30 protein-coding genes and 1 tRNA gene are annotated in these 25,133 nt (G+C 73.8%); 12 read left to right on the forward strand and 19 right to left on the reverse strand.

Annotated features, from left to right (window positions below; translation table 11 throughout):
* A complete protein-coding gene (locus tag JOD66_RS03810) occupies window positions 1-402 on the reverse strand; it encodes a hypothetical protein (protein WP_204835602.1) in 402 nt (133 codons plus the stop codon).
* A gap of 58 nt (window positions 403-460) precedes the next feature.
* On the opposite strand from JOD66_RS03810, the gene dapD reads away from it, so the two are divergent.
* From dapD to JOD66_RS03830, 4 genes are all read left to right on the forward strand, one after another.
* The gene (gene dapD / locus JOD66_RS03815; protein WP_204835603.1) at window positions 461-1,414 is read left to right on the forward strand and encodes a 2,3,4,5-tetrahydropyridine-2,6-dicarboxylate N-succinyltransferase; all 954 of its coding nucleotides are present in this window, start codon (window positions 461-463) and stop codon (window positions 1,412-1,414) included.
* A gap of 40 nt (window positions 1,415-1,454) precedes the next feature.
* Window positions 1,455-2,414 (forward strand): VldE C-terminal domain-containing protein, encoded by a 960-nt coding sequence (locus JOD66_RS03820; protein WP_204835604.1) that lies wholly within the window; start codon window positions 1,455-1,457, stop codon window positions 2,412-2,414.
* A gap of 61 nt (window positions 2,415-2,475) precedes the next feature.
* Window positions 2,476-2,727, forward strand: coding sequence for a YlcI/YnfO family protein (locus tag JOD66_RS03825; protein ID WP_204835605.1), 252 nt, complete (start codon window positions 2,476-2,478; stop codon window positions 2,725-2,727).
* Window positions 2,724-3,101, forward strand: coding sequence for a hypothetical protein (locus tag JOD66_RS03830; RefSeq protein ID WP_204835606.1), 378 nt, complete (start codon window positions 2,724-2,726; stop codon window positions 3,099-3,101). Before JOD66_RS03825 ends, JOD66_RS03830 begins: the two co-directional genes overlap by 4 nt.
* Here the strand turns inward: JOD66_RS03830 and dapC are convergent.
* Both dapC and fdxA read right to left on the reverse strand, forming a co-directional pair.
* On the reverse strand, window positions 3,088-4,203 hold the full coding sequence (gene dapC, locus JOD66_RS03835; protein WP_204835607.1) for a succinyldiaminopimelate transaminase: 1,116 nt from the start codon (window positions 4,201-4,203) through the stop codon (window positions 3,088-3,090). The two genes, JOD66_RS03830 and dapC, sit on opposite strands and share 14 nt — an antisense overlap.
* 9 nt (window positions 4,204-4,212) lie before the next feature.
* The gene (gene fdxA, locus JOD66_RS03840; protein ID WP_141797961.1) at window positions 4,213-4,539 is read right to left on the reverse strand and encodes a ferredoxin; all 327 of its coding nucleotides are present in this window, start codon (window positions 4,537-4,539) and stop codon (window positions 4,213-4,215) included.
* A 79-nt stretch (window positions 4,540-4,618) separates the two neighbouring features.
* Here fdxA and JOD66_RS03845 point away from each other — a divergent pair, with 79 nt between their 5' ends.
* Window positions 4,619-5,587 carry a GNAT family N-acetyltransferase gene (locus JOD66_RS03845; RefSeq protein WP_204835608.1) on the forward strand — a complete coding sequence of 323 codons (969 nt, stop codon included), beginning with the start codon at window positions 4,619-4,621 and terminating at the stop codon, window positions 5,585-5,587.
* A gap of 14 nt (window positions 5,588-5,601) precedes the next feature.
* On the forward strand, window positions 5,602-5,997 hold the full coding sequence (locus tag JOD66_RS03850; RefSeq protein WP_204835609.1) for a low affinity iron permease family protein: 396 nt from the start codon (window positions 5,602-5,604) through the stop codon (window positions 5,995-5,997).
* Window positions 5,998-6,012: 15 nt separating this feature from the next.
* On the opposite strand, the gene JOD66_RS03855 is transcribed toward JOD66_RS03850, so the two are convergent.
* Window positions 6,013-7,398: a cystathionine beta-synthase gene (locus JOD66_RS03855; RefSeq protein WP_204835610.1), complete on the reverse strand. Its 1,386-nt coding sequence runs from the start codon at window positions 7,396-7,398 to the stop codon at window positions 6,013-6,015.
* Between the two features lie 37 nt (window positions 7,399-7,435).
* Here JOD66_RS03855 and JOD66_RS03860 point away from each other — a divergent pair, with 37 nt between their 5' ends.
* On the forward strand, window positions 7,436-8,455 hold the full coding sequence (locus tag JOD66_RS03860) for an SGNH/GDSL hydrolase family protein (RefSeq protein ID WP_204835611.1): 1,020 nt from the start codon (window positions 7,436-7,438) through the stop codon (window positions 8,453-8,455).
* A 299-nt stretch (window positions 8,456-8,754) separates the two neighbouring features.
* Here JOD66_RS03860 and JOD66_RS03865 read toward each other — a convergent pair whose 3' ends face one another.
* Both JOD66_RS03865 and JOD66_RS03870 read right to left on the reverse strand, forming a co-directional pair.
* Window positions 8,755-9,600: a Bax inhibitor-1/YccA family protein gene (locus JOD66_RS03865; RefSeq protein ID WP_204835612.1), complete on the reverse strand. Its 846-nt coding sequence runs from the start codon at window positions 9,598-9,600 to the stop codon at window positions 8,755-8,757.
* Between the two features lie 122 nt (window positions 9,601-9,722).
* Window positions 9,723-10,403 carry an SAM-dependent methyltransferase gene (locus JOD66_RS03870; protein ID WP_204835613.1) on the reverse strand — a complete coding sequence of 227 codons (681 nt, stop codon included), beginning with the start codon at window positions 10,401-10,403 and terminating at the stop codon, window positions 9,723-9,725.
* A gap of 115 nt (window positions 10,404-10,518) precedes the next feature.
* On the opposite strand from JOD66_RS03870, the gene JOD66_RS03875 reads away from it, so the two are divergent.
* Together JOD66_RS03875 and JOD66_RS03880 are read left to right on the forward strand one after the other, a co-directional pair.
* On the forward strand, window positions 10,519-11,133 hold the full coding sequence (locus JOD66_RS03875; RefSeq protein ID WP_204835614.1) for a ClpP family protease: 615 nt from the start codon (window positions 10,519-10,521) through the stop codon (window positions 11,131-11,133).
* The gene (locus JOD66_RS03880) at window positions 11,130-11,756 is read left to right on the forward strand and encodes a ClpP family protease (RefSeq protein ID WP_307823279.1); all 627 of its coding nucleotides are present in this window, start codon (window positions 11,130-11,132) and stop codon (window positions 11,754-11,756) included. Before JOD66_RS03875 ends, JOD66_RS03880 begins: the two co-directional genes overlap by 4 nt.
* Here JOD66_RS03880 and JOD66_RS03885 read toward each other — a convergent pair.
* From JOD66_RS03885 to JOD66_RS03920, 8 genes are all read right to left on the reverse strand, one after another.
* On the reverse strand, window positions 11,732-12,037 hold the full coding sequence (locus tag JOD66_RS03885) for a helix-turn-helix domain-containing protein (protein WP_204835615.1): 306 nt from the start codon (window positions 12,035-12,037) through the stop codon (window positions 11,732-11,734). The two genes, JOD66_RS03880 and JOD66_RS03885, sit on opposite strands and share 25 nt — an antisense overlap.
* A gap of 69 nt (window positions 12,038-12,106) precedes the next feature.
* Window positions 12,107-12,180, reverse strand: a tRNA-Leu gene (locus JOD66_RS03890).
* A gap of 30 nt (window positions 12,181-12,210) precedes the next feature.
* Window positions 12,211-12,765: a peptide deformylase gene (locus JOD66_RS03895; RefSeq protein WP_204835616.1), complete on the reverse strand. Its 555-nt coding sequence runs from the start codon at window positions 12,763-12,765 to the stop codon at window positions 12,211-12,213.
* Complete coding sequence (locus tag JOD66_RS03900; RefSeq protein WP_204835617.1) at window positions 12,762-13,286, reverse strand: glycine cleavage system transcriptional repressor; 525 nt, start codon at window positions 13,284-13,286, stop codon at window positions 12,762-12,764. The genes JOD66_RS03895 and JOD66_RS03900 overlap by 4 nt, the downstream gene beginning before the upstream one ends.
* A 4-nt stretch (window positions 13,287-13,290) precedes the next feature.
* A complete protein-coding gene (locus JOD66_RS03905; RefSeq protein WP_204835618.1) occupies window positions 13,291-13,890 on the reverse strand; it encodes a hypothetical protein in 600 nt (199 codons plus the stop codon).
* A 52-nt stretch (window positions 13,891-13,942) separates the two neighbouring features.
* On the reverse strand, window positions 13,943-16,534 hold the full coding sequence (locus JOD66_RS03910) for a CHAT domain-containing protein (RefSeq protein WP_204835619.1): 2,592 nt from the start codon (window positions 16,532-16,534) through the stop codon (window positions 13,943-13,945).
* A 4-nt stretch (window positions 16,535-16,538) separates the two neighbouring features.
* Window positions 16,539-17,138: a hypothetical protein gene (locus tag JOD66_RS03915; protein ID WP_204835620.1), complete on the reverse strand. Its 600-nt coding sequence runs from the start codon at window positions 17,136-17,138 to the stop codon at window positions 16,539-16,541.
* Window positions 17,135-17,656, reverse strand: coding sequence for an RNA polymerase sigma factor (locus tag JOD66_RS03920; RefSeq protein WP_204835621.1), 522 nt, complete (start codon window positions 17,654-17,656; stop codon window positions 17,135-17,137). The genes JOD66_RS03915 and JOD66_RS03920 overlap by 4 nt, the downstream gene beginning before the upstream one ends.
* Before the next feature lie 624 nt (window positions 17,657-18,280).
* Here JOD66_RS03920 and JOD66_RS28925 point away from each other — a divergent pair.
* Window positions 18,281-18,406 carry a hypothetical protein gene (locus JOD66_RS28925; RefSeq protein WP_275579792.1) on the forward strand — a complete coding sequence of 42 codons (126 nt, stop codon included), beginning with the start codon at window positions 18,281-18,283 and terminating at the stop codon, window positions 18,404-18,406.
* 10 nt (window positions 18,407-18,416) lie between these two features.
* Here JOD66_RS28925 and JOD66_RS03925 read toward each other — a convergent pair whose 3' ends face one another.
* The 5 genes from JOD66_RS03925 to eno all read right to left on the reverse strand — a co-directional run bounded on the left by JOD66_RS03925 (window position 18,417) and on the right by eno (window position 23,582).
* Window positions 18,417-19,793: a helix-turn-helix domain-containing protein gene (locus JOD66_RS03925; protein WP_204835622.1), complete on the reverse strand. Its 1,377-nt coding sequence runs from the start codon at window positions 19,791-19,793 to the stop codon at window positions 18,417-18,419.
* A 443-nt stretch (window positions 19,794-20,236) separates the two neighbouring features.
* Window positions 20,237-21,169: a Ppx/GppA phosphatase family protein gene (locus tag JOD66_RS03930; RefSeq protein WP_204835623.1), complete on the reverse strand. Its 933-nt coding sequence runs from the start codon at window positions 21,167-21,169 to the stop codon at window positions 20,237-20,239.
* Entirely contained in the window at window positions 21,162-21,680 is a 519-nt protein-coding gene (locus tag JOD66_RS03935) for a DUF501 domain-containing protein (RefSeq protein WP_205126231.1), read from the reverse strand. The genes JOD66_RS03930 and JOD66_RS03935 overlap by 8 nt, the downstream gene beginning before the upstream one ends.
* An 8-nt stretch (window positions 21,681-21,688) precedes the next feature.
* Entirely contained in the window at window positions 21,689-22,288 is a 600-nt protein-coding gene (locus JOD66_RS03940) for an FtsB family cell division protein (protein ID WP_204835624.1), read from the reverse strand.
* Between the two features lie 16 nt (window positions 22,289-22,304).
* A complete protein-coding gene (eno, locus tag JOD66_RS03945) occupies window positions 22,305-23,582 on the reverse strand; it encodes a phosphopyruvate hydratase (protein ID WP_204835625.1) in 1,278 nt (425 codons plus the stop codon).
* A gap of 112 nt (window positions 23,583-23,694) precedes the next feature.
* On the opposite strand from eno, the gene JOD66_RS03950 reads away from it, so the two are divergent.
* Together JOD66_RS03950 and JOD66_RS03955 are read left to right on the forward strand one after the other, a co-directional pair.
* A complete protein-coding gene (locus JOD66_RS03950; RefSeq protein WP_204835626.1) occupies window positions 23,695-24,090 on the forward strand; it encodes a YidH family protein in 396 nt (131 codons plus the stop codon).
* Window positions 24,091-24,179: 89 nt separating this feature from the next.
* Window positions 24,180-25,127, forward strand: a complete 948-nt coding sequence (locus JOD66_RS03955) for a dipeptidase (RefSeq protein WP_204835627.1) — start codon at window positions 24,180-24,182, stop codon at window positions 25,125-25,127.
* Window positions 25,128-25,133 lie beyond the last annotated feature (6 nt).

Consider the following 25,133-nt stretch of genomic DNA (forward strand, 5'->3'; position numbering starts at 1 on the left):
TCACCGCTCGGCCACGGTGACCGTCGTACCTCCGTCGAGGGTGGGCGTGGTAAAGCTGACGGCGCCGGCCCGGTCCAGCGAGAACTCGGTGCGCGGGTGCCGGATGTCGGTGCCGCCGCCGTCGCCCTCGCCGGCCATCGGGGCGCTGGTCTCCAGCGCCACCTCGCCGCCGTCGACCTGGACGACGGTGACGACCAGCTCCTCGGTGCCCACCACCTCGACGGTGAAGCTCTCGCCCGCGGCGAGCTCGTAGCTCGTCACGACCGGCTCGGGCTGCTCCTCGGTCCACCCGTTCCAGTCCTGGACGGTGACCTCGAGCCGGACCGGTCCGTCGTCACAGCCGGCGAAGGCCAGCACGGCGAGCAGCAGCGGCGCGAGCAGGAGGCGGGGTCCGAGAGCCATGTCCGTGGGACGACGCCGCGCGACCGGCGGTTCCCGCGACGCCCTAGAATCTGCTCACGTGACCGCCGCTTGGGGCTTCGGCCTGACGACCTCCACCGCCGACACCGCTTCCGCACCGGGAGTGGTCCTCGACACCTGGTTCCCCTCGCCCGCGCTGGGCGAGAGGCCCGCCGACGCGCAGCCGCCCGCGGAGCTGCTGGCGCTCGAGGGCGCCGACGAGGCGCGCGGGGTCACCCGCAAGGTCAACCTGGTCGAGATCGCCGACCTCGCCGCCGCGCCCGCCGACACCGTCGAGGTGTGGCTGCGCCTCCACCTGCTCTCCGCGCGGCTGGTCCAGCCCCACGGGCAGAGCCTGGAGGGGATCTTCGGCCTGCTCACCAACGTCGTGTGGACCTCGGCCGGCCCGTGCGCCGTCGAGGACTTCGAGCTGACCCGGGCCCGGCTGCAGGCCGCCGGCCAGCACGTCACCGTGTACGGCGTCGACAAGTTCCCGCGCCTGGTCGACTACGTCATCCCCTCCGGCGTCCGCATCGCCGACGCCGACCGGGTCCGCCTCGGCGCCCACCTCGCCGAGGGCACCACCGTGATGCACGAGGGCTTCGTCAACTTCAACGCCGGCACTCTCGGCACGTCCATGGTCGAGGGCCGGATCTCCGCGGGCGTCGTCGTCGGCGACGGCTCCGACGTCGGCGGCGGCGCCTCGATCATGGGCACCCTGTCCGGCGGCGGCAAGCAGGTCATCTCGGTGGGCCGGCGCTGCCTGCTCGGCGCCAACGCCGGCATCGGCATCTCGCTCGGCGACGACTGCGTCGTCGAGGCCGGCTGCTACGTCACCGCCGGCACCAAGGTCACCGTGCTCGAGCCCGGCCAGGACGCCCGCGTGGTCAAGGCGGCCGACCTGTCCGGCGCCAGCAACGTGCTGTTCCGCCGCAACTCGGTCTCCGGCGCGATCGAGGCGGTCCCGTGGCAGGGCGAGGGGATCGCCCTCAACGCCGCGCTGCACGCCAACTGAGCACGCCGCGCCGTCACCAGCCCCCACGCACACTGGTCCCGTGAAGCGCAGGGCCTGGGGCGTCGTCGTCGCCATCACGGTCCTCGCGACCGTGGTGGCGATCGGCATCGGCGTGCTCCGGGCCACCGACGAGCTGGTCGGCGGCCCGAGCGGTGACTGCACCGTCACCGTCGGCGGCCACACCGTCGACGTCAGCGGCGAGCAGGCCGAGAACGCCGCGCTGATCGCCGCGGTCGCCGTCCGCCGGGGGCTGCCGGCGCGGGCGACGTCGATCGCCCTGGCGACGGCGTACCAGGAGTCGAAGCTGCGCAACATCGACTACGGCGACCGCGACTCCCTCGGCCTGTTCCAGCAGCGCCCCTCCCAGGGCTGGGGCACCCGCAAGCAGATCCTCGACCCGGTCTACGCCACCAATGCGTTCTACGACGCGCTGGTGCGCGTCGACGGCTACGAGACGATGGAGATCACCGTCGCGGCCCAGGAGGTGCAGCGCTCCGCCTTCCCCGACGCGTACGCCGACCACGAGGCCGACGGCCGCGCCCTCGCCTCCGCGCTCACCGGCTACTCCCCCGCCAGCTTCAGCTGCGATCTCGCGGGCGGCGCCCCCACGGCCGACGCCGAGCTGGTCGCCAGCGGCCTCACCCCGCGCGCCGACACGGTCCGCACCGAGCTGCTCACCCGGTTCGGCCGGCTGCAGCTCGGCGGCTTCGAGCCCGAGGGTGTGAGCACCGGTCACATGGAGGGCTCCGCCCACTACGACGGGCGCGCCATCGACGTCTTCGTGCGCCCGATCTCCAAGGCGAACAAGGCCAAGGGCTGGGCGATCGCGCACTGGGCGGTCGCCAACGCGGCGCGGCTCGACATCCGCACCGTCATCTTCGACGCGAGGATCTGGACCGCCGGCCGCGAGGGCTGGCGTGACTACGACCCGCCGTCGTCGGCCGGTGACCGCAAGGTGCTCGAGCACCGGGACCACGTGCACATCGACGTCTTCCGCTGAGTTCTCCACAGACGGCGGCATCCGCGTTGTGCATACGATTGTATGCGCTTACCGTGGAGGCATGGATCGGATCACCATCAACGTCGACGACGACACCGGCAGCGCCATCCGCGAAGCGGCCGCGAGCTCTGGAGAGTCGGTCAGCGCCTGGATGTCGCGCGCCGCCGAGATGAAGCTGCGCAACCAGCTGCTGGGCAAGGCTCTCGACGAGTTCGAGGCTGAGTACGGCGCGTTCACCGAGGAGGAGCTGGCCGAGGCCCGGGCCTTCTTCCGGCAGAAGCCCGCGCGCTGGACCGAAGAGCCCTCGTCATGAGCCTGGTCCTGGACACGGGGGCGCTGCTCGCCGTCGAGTGGCGCCACCGCGCGGTGCTCGCCAAGATCCGCACCGCGCAGGCGGAGGGCGTGCCGGTTCGGACCAGCAGCGGCGCGGTCGCCCAGGTCTGGCGCGACGGAGCCCGGCAGGCGCTCCTGGCGACCACTCTGCGCGGTATCGACGAGCGGCCGATCGACCCCGGGTCGTCACGACGGATCGGCCGCCTCCTCGCCGAGACCGGCACGAGCGACATCGTCGTTGCGCACGTGGCCGTGCTGTGCGACGACGACTCCCACCTGCTGACGTCGGACCCGGGCGACCTCGATCAGCTGCTTCGCGTGCTCGGCCGGAGCGTGACGATCAAGCGGGTGTGAGCCGCTCCACCGCCGCCGCGATCCGCTCGTCGGTCGCCGTGAGCGCGATCCGCACGTGGTGCGAGCCGGCGGCGCCGTAGAAGTCGCCCGGCGCGACCAGGATGCCCTGGGCGGCCAGCTCGGCGACGAGCGCCCAGCAGTCGGGGCCGTCGGGCCCCTTGGTGGTCCACAGGTAGAGCGAGGCCTCGGAGTGCTCGATGGTGTAGCCGGCCGCCTCTAGCGCCGCGCGGAGCGTCGTACGACGGGCCCGGTAGCGCTCGTGCTGCTCCTTGACGTGGGCCTCGTCGCCGAGCACCGCGGCCATGGCGTGCTGCTGGGGCGCGGGCATCATCAGGCCCATGTTCTTGCGGACCGCGAGCAGCTCGGCGATCACCGCACGGTCTCCGGCGACGAACGCGCAGCGGTAGCCGGCGAGGTTCGAGCGCTTCGACAGCGAGTGGACGACCAGGATGCCCTCGGCGGAGCCGCCGCAGATGTCGGGGTGGAGCACGGAGAGGGCCTCGCCCTCCCACACGCAGTCGAGATAGCACTCGTCGGAGACGAGCAGGACCCCGCGCTCGCGGCACCAGTCGACGACCTTCTTGAGGTGCTCCTTGGGCAGCACCCGGCCCGACGGGTTGGACGGCGAGTTCACCCACAGCAGCTTCGGGGTCTCGGGACCGAAGGCGGTGAGCGAGTCGCTCGCCACCGCGCGGGCGCCGACCAGCGCCGCCCCGACCTCGTACGTCGGGTACGCCAGCTCCGGGTAGCCGATCAGGTCGCCGGGGCCGAGGCCGAGGAAGCTCGGCAGCGAGGCGATCAGCTCCTTGGAGCCGATCAGCGGCAGCACCTGGTCCGGGCCCAGGCCGGTGACGCCGTGGGTGCCGGCAAGCCAGTCGACGACGGCCTGCCGCACCTCCGGGACACCCACGGTGAGCGGGTACCCCGGGGCGTCGGCGGCGGCGACCAGCGCCTCACGCGCGACCGACGGCGTCGGGTCGACCGGCGTGCCGATCGACAGGTCGACGATCCCGTCGGCGTGCTCACGCGCCTGCGCGGCGTACTGGGTCAGCTTGTCCCAGGGGAAGTCGGGCAGCCGGCCCGAGACGGCTCCCGGCGTCACCAAGGCGGCTCAGTGATCCTGGTTCTGCGGCTCGAGCGCGGCGATGAACTCGGCGTCCTTGTCGATCTCGCCCATCTTGGCGGCACCGCCCGGCGAGCCGAGGTCGTCGAAGAACTTGACGTTGGCGTCGTAGTAGTCCTTCCACTCCTCCGGCACGTCGTCCTCGTAGAAGATCGCCTCGACCGGGCACACCGGCTCGCAGGCGCCGCAGTCGACGCACTCGTCGGGGTGGATGTAGAGCATCCGCTTGCCCTCGTAGATGCAGTCGACGGGACACTCGTCGACACACGCACGGTCCTTGACGTCGACGCACGGCTGCGAGATGACGTAGGTCATCGATTCCTCCTGAGACCAACGAGCGCGGATGCTCGACACGAAAGTGTTTCGTGTCGGGGCTCAGCCTAGTATCCCGGTCGTGCCGGACGCGTCAGGACCCCAGGAAAATGGACACGAGCCGGGGCAGCACCTGCTCGGTCCCCACGTCGTGGGCCAGCGGGTCGTCGTCCGCCGGCTGCTGCGGGGGGTGACCGGGCCGAGCGGCGGCCCGGCCTTCACCGACGTGCTCGGCGTCTGCCTGTCGTGGGCCGACGGAGCCTGCGTGGTGCAGCCCGAGACCGGCGCGGCGGTCACCGTCGCGATCGCCGACATCGTGTCCGGAAAGCCGGTCCCGCCCCGGCCGGCCGCCCGGCTGCGGGTGAGCGCGCGCGATGCCGAGTCCCGCACCGGTGGGCTGTGGACCACTGTCGAGCGCGAGCCGCTCGGCGACTGGGAGCTGCGCACCGACCGCGCACCGGTCGGCCGGCTGCTCAAGCGCGCCAACTCCTGCCTGGCGATCGGCGACCCCGGCCTGCCCTTCCCCGAGGCGGTGGCCGCGGTCGAGGCGTTCTACGCCGCGCGGGGGCGCGACCCGCTCGTCCAGGTGGAGGCGGACTCGGCGGTCGAGGAGGCCTTCGCCCGCGCGGGCTGGCAGCGGCTGGCGTACGGCGAGTCCGACCTCCTGCTCGCCTCGGTGGCCCGGGTCCGGCGGTCCCTCCCCCGCGCGAGCGCGCACCAGGTCGAGCTCTCCGCCGACGGCGTACGCGCCGTCGCGTCGGTCGACGCCGGCTGCGACCCGGTGGCCGAGGCGCAGGCCGTCGTCGACGGCGACTGGGCCGGCCTGCACGCGGTCACCGTCGACCCGGCCCACCGCCGGCGCGGCCTCGCGACCGCCGTGGTCGGCGAGCTGCTGGGCTGGGCGGCCGAGCGGGGCGCGCTGACCGCGTGGCTGCACGTCGAGACCGACAACCCGGGCGGCCGCGCGTTCTGGGACGCACTGGGCTTCGCCGCCCACCACACCTGTCGCTACTGGGCGCCCCGCGCCTCGAGCTCCTGGCACCGTCCCTGACGTAGCCTCCCGCCATGCAGGAGAACCCCGCGGCACAGTCCCGCCACAGCACCGACGGACCGGGTGTCTTCGAGAGGTTCGTCGACGCGATCAACCTCCGGATCAGCCGGGCGCCCTTCTTCGGCGTCATCGTGGTCGCCCTGCTCGCGTGGGCGCTCAGCAAGCCGCTGTGGGGCAGCACCACCAAGTGGGAGCTGGGCCTGCACACCGGTTCCGCGATCTTGTCCCTGCTCCTGCTCGTGCTCCTCGAGAACGCCAGCCGGCGCGGCCAGGAGGCGGCTCAGGAGAAGCTCAACGTCATCGCCGAGGCGCTGTCGGACCTGATGACGCACCACGCCGCCGACTCCGAGGAGCTGCGCGTGGCCGCCCGCCGGCTCCGCGAGGCGGTCGGCCTCGAGGAGCGTCACTGACCCACGACTGCGGCGTCAGCCCCGCGCGAGGAAGTTGAGCAGGTCGTGGCGGGTGAGCACCCCGACCGGCTTGCCGTCCTCGTGGACGAGCACGGCGTCCGCCGACTCCAGCAGCGGCACGGCCGCCGTGGCGTCCTCGGTGGAGCCGATCGTCGGCAGCGCCGCGGACATGTGCTGCTCGACGGAGTCGGTCAGCTTGGCCTTGCCGGTGAACAGCGCGTCGAGCAGCGCCCGCTCCGAGACCGAGCCGGCCACCTCGGCCGCCACGATCGGCGGCTCGGCGCGGACGACGGGCATCTGGGAGACGGCGTACTCCTGCAGGATCTGGACCGCCTCGGCGATGGTCTCGTTGGGGTGGGTGTGGACCAGAGCGGGCAGGCCGCCGCTCTTGGAGCGCAGGATCTCGCCGACGGTCTGGGCCGGGCGGGGCTGGCCGGTGCTGAAGCCGTACTGCGCGAGCCAGTCGTCGTTGAAGACCTTGCTGAGGTAGCCGCGTCCCGAGTCGGGCAGCAGGACCACGATCACCGCGTCGTTGCGGCCCTCGGCCGCGAGCTCCTGGGCGAGCTGGCGCGCGGCGTAGGCCGCCATGCCGGAGGAGCCGCCGACCAGCAGCGCCTCCTCGCGGGCCAGCCGCCGGGTGAAGGCGAAGGAGTCGGCGTCGGAGACCTCGATGATCCGGTCGGCCACGCCCCGGTCGTAGGTCTCGGGCCAGAAGTCCTCGCCGACGCCCTCGACGAGGTAGGGCCGGCCGGTGCCGCCGGAGTAGACCGAGCCGGCCGGGTCGGCGCCGACGACCTGGACGTCGGAGTTCTGCTCCTTGAGGTAGCGGCCGATGCCGGAGATGGTGCCGCCGGTGCCGACGCCCGCGACGAAGTGGGTGATCCGCCCCTCGGTCTGGCGCCACAGCTCGGGGCCGGTCTCCTCGTAGTGGGAGCGGGGGTTGTGGGGGTTGGAGTACTGGTCGGGCTTCCAGGCCCCCGGCTCGTTGGCCAGCCGGTCGGACACGTTGTAGTAGGAGTCGGGGTGCTCGGGCGCGACGGCCGTGGGGCACACGACCACCTCGGCGCCGTACGCCTTGAGGACGTTGCGCTTGTCCTCGCTGACCTTGTCGGGGCACACGAAGATGCACTTGTAGCCCTTCTGCTGGGCCACCATCGCCAGCCCGACGCCGGTGTTGCCGGACGTCGGCTCGACGATCGTGCCGCCGGGCTGCAGCGCGCCCGAGGCCTCCGCGGCCTCGATCATGCGGGTGGCGATCCGGTCCTTCACCGAACCGCCGGGGTTGAGGTACTCCACCTTGGCCAGCACCAACGGTCCGTCGGCGGGCAGGTCGAGGGAACGGTTGAGCCGGACCAGCGGGGTGTTGCCGATCAGCTCCAGCAGGGACTCGACGTACTCCATGCGAACACCGTATCGGTGTCTCCGTAGCATGGCGTGCGTGAGCAAGGCGTCCGCAGCCCGCAAGCTCGCCGCCGCCGCGCTGTACGGCGGGGGCGGGCTGTCCGCGCTGGGCGCCGGCCTCTACGGCGTGCTGTCCGCCGAGGCGCGGATCGCACGCAAGACCATCGGCCCCGCGCGCGACGAGCCGCCGCCGGACGCGACCGGCTGGTACGGCCGCGGCCGACCCGGGCCCGCGATCCGGATCGCCGTCCTGGGCGACTCCAGCGCGGCCGGCTACGGCGTCGAGCGGGTGGAGGAGACGCCTGGCGCGCTGATCGGAACCGCCGTCGCCGAGCACGCCGACCGCCGGGTCTACCTGCGCGAGTTCTGCGTCGTCGGCGCCAAGTCCTCCGACCTCGCCGCCCAGGTCGACCGCGCCCTGCCGATCGAGCCCGACGTCGCGGTCATCCTGATCGGCGGCAACGACGTCACCCACACCGTGCGGCCCTCCCACTCCGTGCGCGCGCTCGCCGACGGCGTACGCCGGCTGATCGGCGCGGGCGCCACCGTGGTGGTCGGCACCTGCCCCGACCTCGGCACCATCCAGCCGATCGCACCTCCGCTGCGCCAGGTCGCCCGGGCCTGGTCGCGCCGGCTCGCCGCCGCGCAGACCATCGCCGTCGTCGAGGAGGGCGGCCGCACGGTGTCGCTCGGCGACATCCTCGGCCCCGAGTTCGCGGCCGCGCCCGCGCTGCTGTTCGGCCCCGACCAGTTCCACCCGTCGGCCGAGGGCTACAAGGCGCTCGCCGACGTCCTGGTCCCCTCGGTGCTGGCCGCCCTCGAGCAGGCGCCCGAGGAGGCCGGCCTGGAGGCCTACCGCGGCGAGGGCGTACTCCCCGTCACCCGCGCCGCGGTCCAGGCCGTCAACGAGCCCGGCACCGAGCTCGGCGGCACCGAGGTCGGCGGCCGCCGCGCCGGGATGCGCGGGCTGTGGGTCGAGCTGCGGCACCGCCGCTCGCGCCATCACGTCCCCGGTGAGGCGCCCGAGGAGCACGAGAGCGCGCCCGACCCGGCCTGAGGTCGGGGTGGGGTGCTCGGTGCGGGTCGGTGCGGGTCGGTGCGGGTCGGTGCGGGTCGGTGCGGGTCGGCGCGGAGGCGCTGTAACACGCAGTCCGCCGCTCTACCTGACCCAAGACGTCGCGAAAGGGGGTCCGTGCGGGTCCGATACACCTGACACGGGTCCGCCAGAGCAGCGAACTCCGTGTTACAGCCCCGTCGGCACGCCACCACGCCAGCCCACCCGCCCCCAGCCCACCGCAACGCACGACGGCCCCGGTCCCACCGAGGTGGAGCCGGGGCCGTCGTACGACGCGGAGGTCAGTCCTGCTGGAGGATCGCGAGGATCCGGAGCAGGTTGGTGTAGATCCAGACCAGGCTGACGAGCAGGCCGAAGGAGGCCCGCCACGACTCGCGCTCCGGGAGGCCGTTGGCGATCCCCTGCTCGACGAAGTCGAAGTCGAGGATGAGCATGAACACACCGAGCACCAGGCCGGCGACCGCGAAGAGGAGGCCGAGGGTGCCGTTCTCGAAGATGCCGACGCCGCCGCCGAAGAGGCCGAGCACCAGCTCCATCAGGCTGAGCGCCACCATGCCGAACATCGCGGCGATCACGAAGGTACGGAACTTCTGGCCGACCTTGATGTCGAAGAACTTGTACGCCGCGAGCGTGCCACCGAAGGCGGCGAAGGTGCCGATCACGGCCTGGACGACGATGCCGCCCATACCGGAGGAGTCCGCGCCGTAGACGGCGTCGTACAGCTTGCTGATGCCACCGAGGGCGACACCCTCGGCGAGCGCGAACGCGATGACCAGGGCGGGGCTGATCACCCGCTTGAACGAGTTGACCAGCGACAGGATGAAGGCCGCGCCGGCGCCGACGATCATGATGCCGGAGAGCGTGCCGACGGCGTCGGCGTTGTCGAGGTCCGGCGTCAGGAACCAGGTCGCCGCGGCGGCGAGGATCGTGATGCCGAGGGTGATCGCGGTCGACTGCACGACCGAGTCGATGGTCATCCGGCCCTGGCGGGCGGGGGCCTCGGGCGCCGGGTAGCCGGGCTGGGCGTAGCCGCCGTACTGCTGCGGCTCACCGAAGCCCTGGTAGGCAGCGGCTCCGGACCGGTTGAACTCCTCGGAGCGCCGGAACACGGGGTTGTTGCTCTGCATGGTCTCCTCCGCAGGCTTGCGAGTCTGCCGGGCGGCCACGGTGGCTGCCCTCCACCTACAGTCTAGGTGTCTCGATGCCTGGGGAACGTACGACGACTGCCGAAGGTTCCCCAACCTGTGGATCAGTTGTGCCGCAGCCGCACCACCGTGTCGCGGACCAGCAGCGGACCGTCGGGGGTGGCCTGCTCCCGCACCGGCGTCTCGGCGACCTCGACCACCCACGGGCCGTCCGGCTGGTCGGCGCCGAGCGCCTCGAGGACCCGGTCCGGCTCGAACATCAGGCCGGGGCCGTGGTCGTGGCGGGCACCCGTGGCGACGTCGTCGGGGTGGTGGGCGGTGACCAGCAGCCGGCCGCCGGGCGCGACGGCGGCGGCGATCCCCCGGTAGATCTCCGCGAAGTCCGGCTGCGGGACGTGCAGGAAGCTGACCGTCACCAGGTCGAAGGTACGCCGGCCCGCGGGCCGCGGGTCGGCGAGCGCGTCGTAGAAGCCGAGCCTGATCCGGTCCTCGACCCCCTCGTCCTCGGCGTGCGCGGCGACCTTGGCCAACGCGACCTGGGAGACGTCGACGGCGGTGACCTGCCAGCCCTGGTGCGCGAGCCAGATCGCGTCGCCGCCCTCGCCGCAGGCCACGTCGAGGGCGGTGCCGGGGGTGAGGTCGCTGGTCTGCTCGACCAGGCGCTGGTTGGGCCGACCGCTCCAGACCCGGTCCGTACCGGCGTACCGCTCGTCCCAGAAGCCGGCGGTCAGCGCGTCCCGCAGCTCGGCGAGGGTCTGGTCGTGATGGTGCTCGTGACGGTGCATGCCATCACTGTCTCGCTTCAGGTGGACCTGAAGTCAACTGCTGCTGTCGGCAGCGCACCGCTGCCGTGGGCGGATCCGCCTTCTCCGGCGCGATCGGGCCGCCGACAGTGGCCCCATGAGCGACGACAACCGACCACGCACCTTCGACGACCGGGTCCGGCGCGAGCTGCTCCAGCAGCGCGTGCTGGTCCTCGACGGCCCCCTCGACGACGACAACGGCGTGCTGCTGACCAGCCAGCTGGTGGCGCTGGCCGCCGACGACCCCGGCGCCGACATCGCGCTGTGGATCCACTCCCCCGGCGGCTCGGTGCCGGCGATGCTCGCCATGCGCGACGTGATGCGGCTGGTGCCGTGCGACGTGGCGACGCTGGCCCTCGGCATCGCCTGCAGCGCCGGGCAGTTCCTGCTGTCCTCCGGCACCCGCGGCAAGCGGCGCGCGCTCCCCCACGCCCGGGTGCTCATGCACCAGGGCTCCGCCGGCATCGGCGGCACCGCCGTCGACATCGAGCTGCAGGCCCAGGACCTGCGCCAGACCCGCGACACGGTGCTCGCGCTGATCGCCGAGGACACCGGACAGCCGCTGGAGCGGGTGTTCGAGGACTCGCTGCACGATCGGTGGTACTCCGCCGAGCAGGCGCTGGAGTACGGCTTCGTGGATGAGATCGTGTCGTCGTACGACGTGCTGATGCCGCCCCGGCGGGTCCCCCTCGGCCTGGGGGTGGGGCGGTGAGCAGCTACCTGGTCCCCAATGTGATCGCTCAGCATCCGCGGGGCGAGCGGATCATGGACGTCTACTCGCACCTGCTGACCGAGCGCGTGGTCTATCTCGGGACCGCCATCGACGCAGGGGTCGCGAACTCACTGGTCGCCCAGCTGCTGCATCTCGAGGCCGACAACCCGGACCGCGACATCCAGCTCTACATCAACTGCGAGGGCGGCGACCCGAGCGCGATGCTGGCGGTGCACGACACCATGCAGTTCATCCGGCCGCAGGTCGCGACGACCTGCATCGGGCAGGCGATCGCGGTCGGAGCGGTGCTGCTCGCCTCCGGCGCGGCGGGCAAGCGCTCCGCGCTCCCCCATGCCCGGGTCGTGCTGCACCAGCCGGCCGCGCAGGGCCGCGGCGCGATCCCCGACCTGATCCTGCAGGCCGACGAGGTGGTGCGGGTGCGCGCCGACATCGAGCAGATCCTGTCGCGGCACACCGGCCAGGACACCGCGACGCTGCGCGCCGACACCGACCACGACCGGGTGTTCACGGCGTCGGGCGCCCGCGAGTACGGGCTGATCGACCACGTGATCGAGGAACGCGGACCGGCGGTGGTGACTCAGGCGGCGAGCGCCAGGGCGTAGCCGCCGCGCACCGACACCGGCGCGGCGAGCGGCTGGAGGTCGCCGGCGACCGAGGTGGTGAGGTCGAGCAGGGTCGTGCCGAGCGCCCCGAGCACGGCCGCGATCATCTCGCTGCTGGGCTCCTTGATCCCCCGCTCGATCTCCGAGAGGTACTGCGGCGAGATGCCGGCCCGGCCGGCCGTCTCGGTCAGCGTCTCACCACGCCCCCGGCGCAGGTCGCGCAGCCGTCGTCCCACCAGGTCCCGCCACAGCGGCTCCGCCGCGTTCGTCTCCTCGGCCATGCCTCATCGTAGGTCGGCGGGTCGGCCCGGCCGGGCTGTCGGCGCGGAGTTCTGCTCTGAGCAGAAGGGTGCCCCCGCTGGGACTCGAACCCAGACTGCGCCGCTTTTAAGGCGGCTTCCTCTGCCGATTGGGATACGGGGGCGCGGCCCTGCGTGGCGGCCGCGGGGCCGACCTACAGGTACGTCTGGCGAGGATAGATCGCGTGCGCGCCGGCGACCCGGTCGAGGAACAGCAGCCCGTCGGTGTGGTCGATCTCGTGCTGCAGCGCCCGCGCCTCGAACGCGTCGGTGGCGAAGGCGACGGTCTCGCCGGTCCCGGGGAGCTGGCCGCGGACGGTCAGCCGCGCGGCGCGCTTAACGTCGCCGGTGAGGTCGGGGACGCTCATGCAGCCCTCGCGGGCCCGCTCGTTGCGGCTAGACTCGACCACCTCGGCGTTGCAGAGCACGAAGGTGCCGTGGTGGGTGCGGGTCTTGGGGTGCGCGGCGACGTCGACGCAGAAGACGCGGACGCCGACTCCGACCTGGTTGGCGGCCAGGCCGACGCAACCCGGGCTGACCCGCATGGTGGCGACCAGGTCGGCGGCGAGCAGGACGATCTCGGGGTCGGTGGGGTCGACGTCGGCGCCGCGGGCGGAGAGCACGCCCTCGGGCGCGCGGACGACCTCGCGCACCTTCCCCGCGACACCGAGCTCGGCCTCGGTCCAGGCCGCGACCCGCTCGCCGCTCACAGCTCGTCGGCCTCGGCCGGGCGCAGGGTGGCGGTGACACCGACCCGCTCGGCCGAGGCCCGGATGGCGTCCTCGACGGCCGCGACGTCGGTGCCGGCGGGCAGGTCGAGCTCGGCGACGAGCAGGTAGAGGTCGCCCGCGAGGCGGGTGGTGAGGTCGGTGACGTTGCCGCCGGCCGCGGCGACCTCGGCGATGAGGGCCGACACGATCCCGGAGCGGTCACCGCCGTGGACGGTGAGCACCCAGGCGCTGCCGCCCGGCGCGACCGTGGCCACGTCGGCGACCGGACGCACGGCGACGTCGAGGTCACCGTCGGCGGCGAGCGGCGCGAGGACCCGCTCGATCGCGGCGGCGTCGGCGTCACCCCGGCACAGCAGCATCATCGCGAAGTGGCCCCGCAGCAGGGTCATCGTGGAGTCCTCGATGTTGAGCCCGAGCTCCGCGAGGCCGGCGGTGGTGGCCGCGATGATGCCGGGGCGGTCGTGGCCGATGACGGTGACGGCGTAGAGGTCGGAGCTCACGGCGTCATCCTCCCAGGCCGTCGGCCTCCTCGACCTCGTCGGGGCCGGCCTCGGGCGGCGCGTGCTGGGCGAGTACGTCGGCCATCCGGGCCCGGGCGCCCTCGATCCGCGAGGAGACCGCCGCCGCGGCCCAGGTCAGGTCGGCGATCGCCTCGGTGACCTCGTCGCACAGCTCAGTCGCGTGCTCGAGGACCAGGTGCGCCTCGCTCCGGATCCGGCGAGCGGCCTGCTCGGCGCGCACGGTCGCCTCGGCGACGTAGTGCCGGGCGGTCTCCTCGGCCTCGGTCATCGACGTGCGCAGCGCCTCGGCACGGATCACGTCGGCGTCGAGCGTGGCCGCCTCCGCCAGGTCGTGCACCAGGGCGTCCACCTTGGTCCGCTGCTCCGCGGCCCACTCGGCGACCTCCAGCCGGGTGCGCTCGGCGGCCTCCCGAGCCTCGAGCACGATGGCCTCGGCGGCCCCGCTCGCCTCGTCGCGCACCTGCCCGGCGAGGGCGAGGATGGCCTGGGCGTCGCGGTGGGCGTCACGGGTGGCGCGCAGGGTCGCGGCGTGCTGGTCGGGGTCCGCCCGCAGCTCGCCGTCGTCATCGGATCGACTGGACACGTGCCACTAGTGCACCGAACCGGCTGTTTGATCCGGGCCGAGCGGAATTCGCTCAGCTCCTCCCGACGTAGCGGAACGCGGCCCAGTGGTAGGGGTGCGGATGCCGTCGCGCCACCCGGCGCCGGGCCCGGCGCAGCGCCACCGCCGGCTCACTGCCCGCCGCCAGCTCGTCGTAGAAGTGCGTCATCAGCTCGAGGGTCACCTCGTCGTCGACCGCCCACAGCGCCGCGACCACGCCCCGGGCTCCGGCGGCCAGGCAGGCCGGCACCAGCCCGACCTCCTCGGCGGTGTGGTCGGGCGAGCGCCCGGAGCTGCACGCACTCAGCACCACGACCGCCCCGTCGAGGGGGACGGCCCCCGCGGCGACGTCACCGGCGCGCAGCCAGCCGTCGGCGAGCCGCAGGCCCGAGCCGAGCGGGTCGTCCGGGCGGAACACGCCGTGGCAGGCGAAGTGCACGACCTCGGCGCCGGCCGAGCGCCCGGCGACGGCGGCGCTCGTGGCGGCCGGGCCGACCAGCACCTCGGCCGCGGGCAGCACCCGGCGGATCATCGCGGCCTCGTCGGCGATCGACGGCGCGTTCGCGTCGGGTACGGCGATCACCAGGGTCCCGAGGGCGGCCGCGGCGGCCGGCTCACCGGCCGGGTCGGCCGGCGCGCCGGGCCGCGCGAGATGGGAGTACCACGGACCGACCTCGTCGAGCAGTGCGTCGAAGGGCACGCCGTGGAGGTGGCGGTGGCCCACGACCTGGAGCCGGTCGTCGAGGTCCTCGAGCAGGTCCACGACGGGCGCCAGGAGCAGGTCGAAGAGCCCGTCGAGGGCGGCCGAGCTGGTGTGGCCGGCCGGCACACCACAGCCCGGCGCCATCAGCAGGCACTCCTGCTGCCACGCCCGGACCAGCCGGCGGCTGCCCTCGGTGGCGCTGGTGAGCACCCGCGCGTCGACGTGGCCGTCGCGGGCCACGAACACCACGATGTCGTCGCCGGCGACGTAGAACTCGACGAGCGAGCCGTCGGGCACCGACGGCAGCACCTCCTCGACGGGCTCCCCGGGCCGGACGACCGCGGCGACGGCGACGGCGTCGGCCAGCAGCGACTCCAGCCGCCGCCCGCGCTCGACCGGTGCCGCCGATCGGGCCGGGTCGGCGACCGGCAGCCGCACCGGGGCCCGCTTGGCGGCCCGGGCCCGGCGCAGCGCCTCGACCCGGCCGGCGTGGTCGCCGCGCTCGATCAGCAGCAGGATCAGCTCCTCGGCGGCGTCGGTGAGCGACGGGCAGCCGACCCGCCCGCGCGGGCCGAGCCGCTGCTCCCAGGCCCGGCCGGCGGCGAGCGCTCGACGCAGGGTCTCGACCGCCTCGGCGACCTGGCGGGTGCGGCGCTCGTGGCGGGCTCGGGCGAGCAGGACGTCGACCTCCAGCTCGGGGCTCCCGGCCTGGGCGGCCCGCTGGTCGGCCTCGTCGAGCAGGACGGTGGCGGCGTCGACCTCGGCGACCCGGGCGGCGGCGAGGCGGGCGTGGACGGCGACGGCCGGCGGCGTGTCGGCGTCCTCGGCGGCCAGCACCCGGTCGGCCGCCGCGCGGGCGCCGTCGAGGTCGCCGAGCGCCCGGGCCACCTCGGCCCGGAGCAGCCAGGTGCGCAGCCGCATCTGCCGGCTGCCGCACTCGCCGAAGAGGCGGTCCGCGACCTCCAGCTCGGCGGCAGCGGCCCGCCGACGTCCCCACGCCAGGGAGGCCCGGGCGCTCGCGAGGGCGGCGCGAGCGGAGTGCTCGACAGCACCGATCCGGACGAAGACCTCCTCGGCGGCACAGGCCTCGGCATGCGCCTCGGCGGCACAGCCGGCACGCAGCAGGGCGCCCGAGCGGACGAGGGCGTGGAGCGCGACGTGCCACTGGGTGTGCGGGACGTCCGGGGCGACGCAGTCGAGGACGTCGAGGGCACGGGCGACCTGACCGGTGGCGGAGTACGCCTCCGCCACGCGGGTCGCGACGGCGGCGGCACGGTCGGGCTGGCCGGCGGCGGCGTAGGCCCGCCGGGACCGGTCGAGCTCGAGGAGCGCGCTGTGGGTGAGCCCCGCGTCGAGCGCGGCGAGTCCACGGCGGTGCTGCAGGCGCGCGATGCTGTCGACGTCTCCGAGCGCGGCGAACAGGTTCTCCGCACCGTCGTACTGGCGCAGCGCGGCGCCCAGCTCGCCCCGGCCCGCGCGCGCGTCGGCGAGCTGGCGCTGCACGAGCGCGCCGAGCCGCGGCACCCGGAGGTCGTGACGGGCGAGCGCGCGGAGCTCGGCCTGGAGCCGCAGCAGGCCCGCCTCGGCGGCCGCGAACTCGCCGACCAGGAGCTGCACCTCGAGTCCGCCGGCCGCCGCGCGGACGGCCTCGGCCGGCTCGCCCGCGGCGAGCCAGTGCCGCCGGGCGGTGCGGTAGGCGCTGGCCGCGGCGCCGAGCTCGCCCGACGCGACGGCGAGGTCTCCGCGCAGCCGGTGCAGCCAGGCGACCCGGGCGACGTCGCGCTGACCGGCCAGGCCCGACTCGGCCCGGTCGAGCAGCTCGGCGCACCGCTCGGTGTCGCGATGGAGCCAGTGCTGGGCCTCGTCGATGAGGTCGTCGATGTCACCCCCGGCACCGGCCGGCAGGCAGTCCCCGAGACTCATGACCTCAGGAGCGGAGGTCGAGCAGGGCCCGGACCCGCGTCGGTCCGGAGGTCAGCCACAGCTCGTCGACGCCGACGGGCACCCCGCGCGCGTCGAACCGGCCGTCGGGGGTGGACCGCACCGCTCGGCGCAGGTCGCCACGCTCGAGGAAGGCGAGATCGAGGCCGCCGACGCCCGACGGCAGCATGACCAGCCCCTGGACGTCGACCTCGCCGACGCCCGAGGCGGTCGCGTCGAGCACGAAGCGCCCGAGCTCGCTGTCGAAGGCGAGATGGACGCCGCCGTCGCCGAGCGAGCGGACACCCGCCACCCCGACCTGGGAGCGGGTGTCGTGGAGCAGGGCGGCGTCGGACCAGTCCCGGCCCTGCCGCGGCCGGTGCAGCTGGTCGAAGACCCCGCGCAGCCGGAGGCCGAGCTCGGGCGGACGCTGCTGCAGGGGCATGGAGGCGGCACCGGAGACGAACTCGAGGATCCACTCGACGCTCTCGAGGGTCGCGGGGTCGCCCACGGCGACGTACGACGCGACGTCCTCGGCCGCCTCGGTGGCGAGTCGGCCGTCGAGCCAGTCGACGAGCTCGGTGAAGCTCGGCCGCGCGGTGCTCACGCCTCCTCCCCCATGATCACCCGCAGCTTGTCGAGGCAGCGGCCGCGGAGCGGGCCGATCCCTCCGATCGACCGCCCGAAGCGCTCGGCGATCTCGGCGTAGCTGGGGGTCTCCGGCTCGAAGTAGAGCGCGAGCAGCAGGTCGCGGCAGGTGCCGCCGAGGGTGGAGAGGGCGTCGTGGAGCGCGGTGGTGGTGGCCCAGTCGGCGAACGGGTCGCTGGACTCCTCGGGCGTGTTGTCGAGCGAGGTCGTGCGCCGGCTCAGGTTGCGGGAGCGCCAGGCCTGCCGGCGCGCGACCGTCATCAGCCAGGAGGCGAGCTTCTCGTCGTCGCGCAGCCGGTCGAGCGCGTCGATGAGGGCCACGAAGGTGGCCTGGGTGACGTCAGCGGCGTCCTCGGCGCTGAGACCGTTGCGCAGGGCGACGGTGTAGACCAGCCGCTCGTAGCGGCTGACCAGCTGGTTCCAGGCATCCGAGTCGCGGCGGCGGCAGCGGATCAGCAGGTCGGAGTCGGTGACCATCTCGCTGTGGCGAGGTTGCGGTCGACCGGTACGGCCGGTGGGCCGTAGCTCGGTGACGCGAGCTGAGTGCTCGCTCAATGACGTCATTTCGGGTCCCCAAGAAATGTCGCGGAACGCACCCCCACGCGTTCCTGAAAGAGGAGAGCCCACGCTCGCCACAACTGCGATCCGCCCGAGAGATCTTGCCGGTCGGACCCATCCGGCGCCGGCCCTCGGGTCGCTTTGGACCATAGGCGCCCGTCGCGGGGCCGGGCAAGGCCGTCCACGGCCTCTCCACAGGCCGACGGATCAGACCGGGCTCCCCCGCACACCAGTGCTGCGTGAACCCCGTCGCGACCTCCCGAGCCCCGAGGAGGAGCCCCTCCCGAGCCGAGGCTGACACCGTGTCGCAGCTACCTCGGGGTGGCCCGCGCGGGTCCGCGGGCGGCATGTCGGGCGGTGCCCGACCGGGGCCGGAGCGCGCCCGGTGTCGCGCACCGCCGGCGTCGCGCGGCCTTGTCGAGCCTCGGTCAAGGCTTGACCCGGAAACATTCCCCTACTTACCAAGATGTGACAACCTCATTGGCAACCGGGTGAGCCGGCGTCCCGAGCGCTCGGCCACCGCCCCCCAGAAGGAGAACCCCGATGAAGACTCGCAAGATCCTCGCCGCCACCGCCGCCGCTCTCGCCGCCACCCTGGCCGCCACCCTGGGCGCCCCGTCGACCGGCGCGTCGGTCGTGCTCGCCGACCGCCCGGCCGGCTGCTGCTGATCCAGCAGATCTAGGAGACCCGGACGGGCCGCTGGGCCCGGCCCGCACGCGCGCGCAGCCGCAGCCCGCTGGCACTCGCCGCCGACTTGATGGCGGCATGGGCGGCGGCGACCTCGCCGAGATACTCGAAGAGGTCCGCCAGCTCGCACCACGCCTGGGCCACCCAGCGGTCCGCCTCGGTCCGCCGGGACAGGAGCTCGGCCGCCTCGCGGCAGGCCTCGACGGCCTCGTCGTCGCGGCCGAGCTCGGCCAGCGCCTCGGCCTGTGCCATCGCGGCCTCGGCCGCCCCGAGGCTGGCCTCCTTCGGGGTGCCGGCCCGGGCGGCGGTGGCGACGTCCAGCGCCTCGTCGGCCTGTCCGTCCATCACCAGGGCCCGCGCCAGGATGGTCTGGGCGTGGGCGACCTGGGCGGTGGACCCGCTGGAGGACTGCAGCTCGTCGGCCGCCTTGGTGACGTGCTTGATCGCCGTCTCCACGTCGGGCGACTCGGACCCGAGGTGCAGCCGGCCGAGCTCGAGACGCAGGTAGGCGAGGTTGCGGGCGTCCTGGCCCTCGCCGAGCAGCGCGAGCGCCCGGGTGGCCAGGGTCAGCGCGGACTGCGTCTCGCCGCGCTCGGAGTAGGCGATGCTCGCGTTCCAGTACGCCGCGCTCCGGGCCACCGGCGAGGCCATCTCCTCGGCGAGCGCGATCGCGTCGGTGCAGATCCGGGTCGCCCGGCTGAGGTCACCGCGCTCGATGTGGGCGAGCGCGACCGTCATGGCCAGCTGCACCGCCTCGTCGGTGCGCTCCAGCCCGCTGGCCACGATCTCGGGCTGGATCCGCTCGCCGACCTCGATGGCGAGGGCGAGGTCGCCGGCCTCCCGGTAGCAGCGGCTCAGCGCGATGCCGCACTTGATGGCCGCGACCCCGCCGACGTCGGCGAGCAGGGACTCGAGCTCGCGGATCGCGTCGTCGAGCCGCCCCGTCACCTCCAGCGAGCGGGCCACGACGAACCTGCCCCGGACGGTGAGGTCGGTGACCGACACCCCCTCCGCGCGCGCGAGCGCGGCGCGGGCCTGGCGCTCGGCGTCGACGGCCTCGCCGTTCTCGAGCGCGAGCTCGGCGTAGCTGAGCCCCAGCCGGATCTCGTCGACCTCGGCCTCGGACGCACCGGCGACCAGCTCGGCGACGTCGACGCCGAGCCGCTCGCTGATCACCGTCAGCGCCGCGAGGGTCGGGCGCCGGGCGCCGGACTCGATCCGGGAGACGTAGCCCACGGAGTACGCCTCGCCGACGAGGTCGGCCTGGTTGAGGCCCCGGGCCACCCGAGCGGCACGCACGCGCGAACCGAGAACGGCCGGATCGACCGTCCCCAGCAGCTGCGCCCAACGTGCGTCGATGTGACTCATCGGGAGAAATCCTAGGCGAACTTCCTCATGACGAGAGTCAAACGTCGGGATCGGCCGGACGTCACGGACCACCTGGGACGGGGGTCCCGCACCCATAGTCGGCACCCGTCCGAGGCGGGTCGGCGAGGGCGCCGGCGAGGTCCGCCGCGAGGCCACCCGTCGGGTCGGGCGGATCCCTCCGCACCCCCGTTCTGGGGCTTGCGCCGGGGCTCGAAAGGCGCTCGAAAGTGGCTCGAAATGGCCTTCTCAGGCGGGAAAACCGCGAAGGTAAAATTCTCGAATTCACCCGCCGAGTCACCCGAATCACACCCCGGAACGGCCCCATGGCCGCGCGAGGGCGGGCCCCGGAGGCCCCGGACCGGCGTCGACCGACCCGAAGCCGGCTCTCACGATGACGTCGGATCTGATAACCCGGGCCCCTCGTGAGGCCGCCATCGGGCCGTTCAGGACAGCAGCGACCAGGCGATCCCGTCGAGGATGTCGGTCTCGGCCACCGTGACCACCTCCACCGAGAGCCGGGCCAGCACCCGCGCCAGGATGAGGGCGCCGGCGTCGATCACGTCGGCCCGGCCGGGGTGCATCCAGCCGAGCGCGCGCCGCTCGGCGACGGAGAGCGCCAGCAGCCGCTCGACCTGCGCCAGCAGGTCCGGCACGGCGAGCGCCCGAGCGTGGATCAGCTCGCGGTCGTACGCGGCCAGGCCGAGCGTGCCGGCGGCGATCGTGGTGTTGGTGCCGGCGACGGCGACCACCGAGCGAGCGGCGGCGGGGTCGACCGGGCACGCGTCGAGCGCGGTGTCGACGTCCGCGACGACGGCGGCGATCTCGGCGGGCGTGATCGGGTCGTGGCGCACGTGCCGCTCGTGGAGCCGGACCGAGCCGATGTCCATGGAGTGCGCCGCGCGGGGGCCCGTCGCCGGATCGCCGAGGATCAGCTCGGTCGAGCCGCCCCCGATGTCGACGACCAGGGTCGGGCCGCGGAGCTCCACGGAGGCCGCGGTCAGCCCGCGGACCGCGCCGGCGAAGGCGAGCCGCGCCTCCTCCTCGCCCGAGAGCACCTCGGGGGCGATGCCGAGCCGAGCGTGGACTCCCGCGGCGAACTCGCCGGCGTTCGAGGCGTCGCGGGTCGCCGAGGTGGCGCAGAACCGGGTCCGCTCCGGTCCCACGCCGACCGCCCGGACGATCGCGGCGAGCTCGTCGATCGCGACCCAGGCCCGCTCCAGCGCCTCCGGTGCCAGCCGGCCGGTCGCGTCGACGCCCTGTCCGAGCCGGATCATCCGGCTCTCCCGGCGCACGCCGACCGGGTCGCCCACCGGGTCGCCGACGAGAAGCTTGATGGTGTTGGTGCCGCAGTCGATCGCGGCGACCGGCTCACTCATCCGGGCCGTCGGCTCCCGGCGCGACGCACGGCCCCTTGGCCCACCACTCCCCGAGGAGCTCCAGCACCTCGTCGCCGAGGGGGTTCACGCCCGGCCCGGCCGCGAGCGCGTGGCCGGCCAGGACGTGCAGGCACTTGACCCGGTCGGGCATGCCCCCGGCGGAGATGCCCTCGATCTCGGGTACGTCGAAGCGCCCGGCCTCCCCGATCGCGGCCCGGTCGGCCAGGTAGGCCTCGTGGGCGGCACGATAGGCGGCCGCCAGCTCGGGGTCGGTGCCGAGCCGGTCCTGCATCTCCCGCATCAGTCCCGACGCCTCGAGCGTGCCGATCTTCGAGTTCACCCGGGGACAGGTGAGGTAGTAGGTGGTCGGGAAGGGCGTCCCGTTGGGCAGCCGCGGCTCCGTCGCCACCACGTCGGGATTGCCGCACGGACACCGGTGCCCGATCGCGTGCACGCCGCGTGGAGGCCTCCCGAGCTGGGCCGCGATGACCGCCTCGTCCGTGCTGGTCATGGCGTCGCTCACTGCTCGAGGTCCTCCTTGGGAGCCTTGATCTCGTCCTGGGGGTCGCGCACCGTGGTGGGCGGGTTGCCGGCGATCTTCATCGAGTCCCAGGCGTCGTCGTACCAGGTGCGCCGGTCGGGATCGGCGACCTTCGCGGGATCGCCCAGCTCGGCCGAGACGTCGAGCGGCTTGCCGTCGGCGTCGACGACCACGAACGGCGTCTCGCCCTTGGCGACGTAGCCGAACCGGGCCCGCGCCTGCTGGGCGACGTAGGCCGGGTCGTCCCAGCGCTTCTTCTCGTCGCGCAGGTCGTCGATCTTGTCCTCGCGCTGGGCGATCTGCGCCTCGAGCGCGTTGATGTTGCTGCGCTGCTGGAGGTAGGCCCGCAAGGAGGAGGCGTAGGACACGGCGAGCACGGCGAGGACCAGCACCACGATGGCCGCCCGGCTGGTCAGCCGGGCCTTCTGCTGGTGCTCGGCCCGGGCCCGGACCAGGGCCGCCTCGCGCTCGCGGGCGGCCTTCTTGCGCTCGGCCTTCAGCCGCTCGGCGTACCGCGGCCCGGACCGCCCCGAGACGGGGCGGCCGGGCTTGCGGGACGTACGGCGGTCGTCGGCCATCGGATGCTCCGGTCGGTCAGCCCTGGTAGCGCGGGAAGGCGCCGGCGCCGGCGTAGCGGGCGGCGTCGCCCAGCTCGTCCTCGATCCGGAGGAGCTGGTTGTACTTCGCGACCCGCTCCGACCGGGCCGGGGCGCCGGTCTTGATCTGGCCGCAGTTGGTCGCGACCGCGAGGTCGGCGATCGTGGTGTCCTCGGTCTCGCCCGAGCGGTGGCTCATCATGTTGCGGAAGCCGTTGCGGTGCGCGAGCTCGACGGCGTCGAGGGTCTCGGTGAGGGAGCCGATCTGGTTGACCTTGACCAGCATCGCGTTGGCCTGGCCGCCGGTGATCCCGCGCTGCAGGCGCTCGACGTTGGTCACGAACAGGTCGTCGCCGACGAGCTGGGTCTTGGCGCCGAGCTGGTCGGTGATCGCCTTCCAGCCCTCCCAGTCGTCCTCGTCGAGCGGGTCCTCGATGCTGACGATCGGGTAGTTGGCCACCAGGTCGGCGTAGTAGGCGATCATCTCGGCGGACGTCTTCTTCGCGCCCTCGAACTGGTATCCGCCGTCGTCGAAGAACTCCGACGCGGCGACGTCGAGCGCCAGGACGACGTCCTTGCCGAGCTCGTAGCCGGCCTTCGCGACTGCCTCGGCGATCAGGTCGAGCGCGGCCCGGTTGGACTCGAGGTCGGGCGCGAAGCCGCCCTCGTCGCCGACGCCGGTGGCCAGTCCCTTGTCCTTCAGCACCGACTTGAGCGCGTGGTAGACCTCCGCGCCCACGCGCAGCGCCTCGCGGAAGGTCGGCGCGCCGATCGGCGCGATCATGAACTCCTGGATGTCGACGTTGGTGTCGGCGTGCGCCCCACCGTTGAGGATGTTCATCATCGGCACCGGCAGCAGGTGGGCGTTGGGGCCGCCGACGTAGCGGTAGAGCGGCAGGTCGGCCGAGTCGGCCGCGGCGCGGGCCACGGCGAGCGAGACGCCGAGGATGGCGTTGGCGCCGACCTGGGCCTTGTTGGGCGTTCCGTCGGCCTCGAGCAGGGTCTGGTCGATCAGCCGCTGGTCGGCGGCGTCGAGACCCTCGATCGCCGGCCCGAGCGCCTGGATCACGGCGTCGACGGCCTTCTGGACGCCCTTGCCGACGTACCTGTCACCGCCGTCGCGCAGCTCGACCGCCTCGAAGGCGCCGGTGGACGCGCCACTGGGCACGGCGGCCCGGGCGAAGGACCCGTCGTCGAGGAGGACCTCGACCTCGACGGTGGGGTTGCCGCGGGAGTCGAGGATCTCGCGTGCTCCGACGGCTTCGATCGCTGCCACGTGTACTGCTCCTGGAGTCGGGGGGACGGGCTGTCGTCGCGGTCAGCCTAGTGGCTGCCGCCGCGAGATCGTCGGAGGTGGTCCCGTGCCCCGGCTGCGGCATGCTGGGGCCGTGACCGCACCCGATCGCCCGGAGGCGACGCCCCGGCCGCGACGCCGCCCCCACCACGTGTACGACGCCGGGCGGGATCCCGAGCCGCGCGACTCGCTCGCCAACGAGCGCACCTTCCTGGCCTGGGTGCGCACCTCGCTGGCCCTGGTCGCCGGCGCGGTGGCGGTCAGCTCACCCGCCCTGGAGTTCACCCTCGCCACCCGGCTGGTGCTGTCGCTGGGCCTGGTCGTCGTGGCCGGGGTGGCGCTCGGCGTCGGCTGGCACCGCTGGACCCGCACCGAGATCGCGATGCGGACCGGCGGGGTGCCGCCGGGCTTCACCGGCGGCATGGTGGTGCTCGGCGCGGTCGGGCTGCTGATGGCCGGCGCGCTGGCCAGCACGATCATCAGCCACTGACCCTGCTCGATCAGGGCTCGGTCAGGGGGACAGCACTGCTGTGGAGCGGCTCCGAACGCTCCTCCTCCGTGTATGGGAGAGTCGGGACCGTGCCCCACGTGATCGACGGCGCGATCCCGCTGCTGCGACCCGAGAACCTCGCCGAGCACGAGCCGGACCTCCGGCGGGGTGGCATCACCGCCGTCGCCCCGACGGTCGCCAGTCTCGAGGGGTACGCCGAGGCGATGACGGTCGTCCGGGCGTGGCACGCGTGCGCGGCGGCGGCGCCAGACCGGCGGCGGATCTGCACCGCGCCGGGCGACCTCGCGGCCGCCCGCGAGAACGGACAGCTCGGGATCGTCCTCCACTTTCAGGGCGGCGATCCGCTCGAAGGCAGCCTCGACCACCTGCGCGCGTTCGCGGCGGCGGGCGTCCGGGTGCTGCAGCCGACCTACAACGACGCGAACCTGCTCGGCGGCGGCGCCTTCGCCGAACCCTCCGCGGGTCTCACCGCGCTCGGCCGCGACGTCGTCGCCGAGATGGGTGCGCTCGGCGTCGTCTGCGACGTCTCCCACGCGAACGAGCGGACGGCCCTCGACGCGATCGCCGCGGCGGGCGGTCCGGTCCTCGCGTCGCACTCGAACGCCCGCGCCCGCTACGACCACCCGCGCAACCTCCGCGATGTCGTGATCCGCGAGATCGCCGCGCGGGGCGGTGTCATCGGTGTCTGCGGGTTCCCGGGCTTCCTCGGCCCCGAGGGGCGGCGACCGACCGCGGACGACGTCCTCGACCACGCGGCGCACATCGCCGACCTGGCCGGCCCCGAGGCGGTGAGCCTCGGGCTGGACTTCGCCGACGAGGACGAGGACGACGTCGCCTTCTTCGGCTACGACCCGGCCTTCTACCCGCCGCCTCCGTGGGACTACCCGGTCGGGATCGCGGGCTTCGCGGACTTCCCGGGATTCGCGGCGCGGGCCCAGGCGCGGGGTTGGGACGAGCAGTCGCTGGCCGGCCTGATGGGGGACAACTACGCGCGGGTACTCGGCGCGGTGGCCTAGACGTTC

The organism is Nocardioides nitrophenolicus, assembly GCF_016907515.1.
GTDB lineage: Bacteria > Actinomycetota > Actinomycetes > Propionibacteriales > Nocardioidaceae > Nocardioides > Nocardioides nitrophenolicus.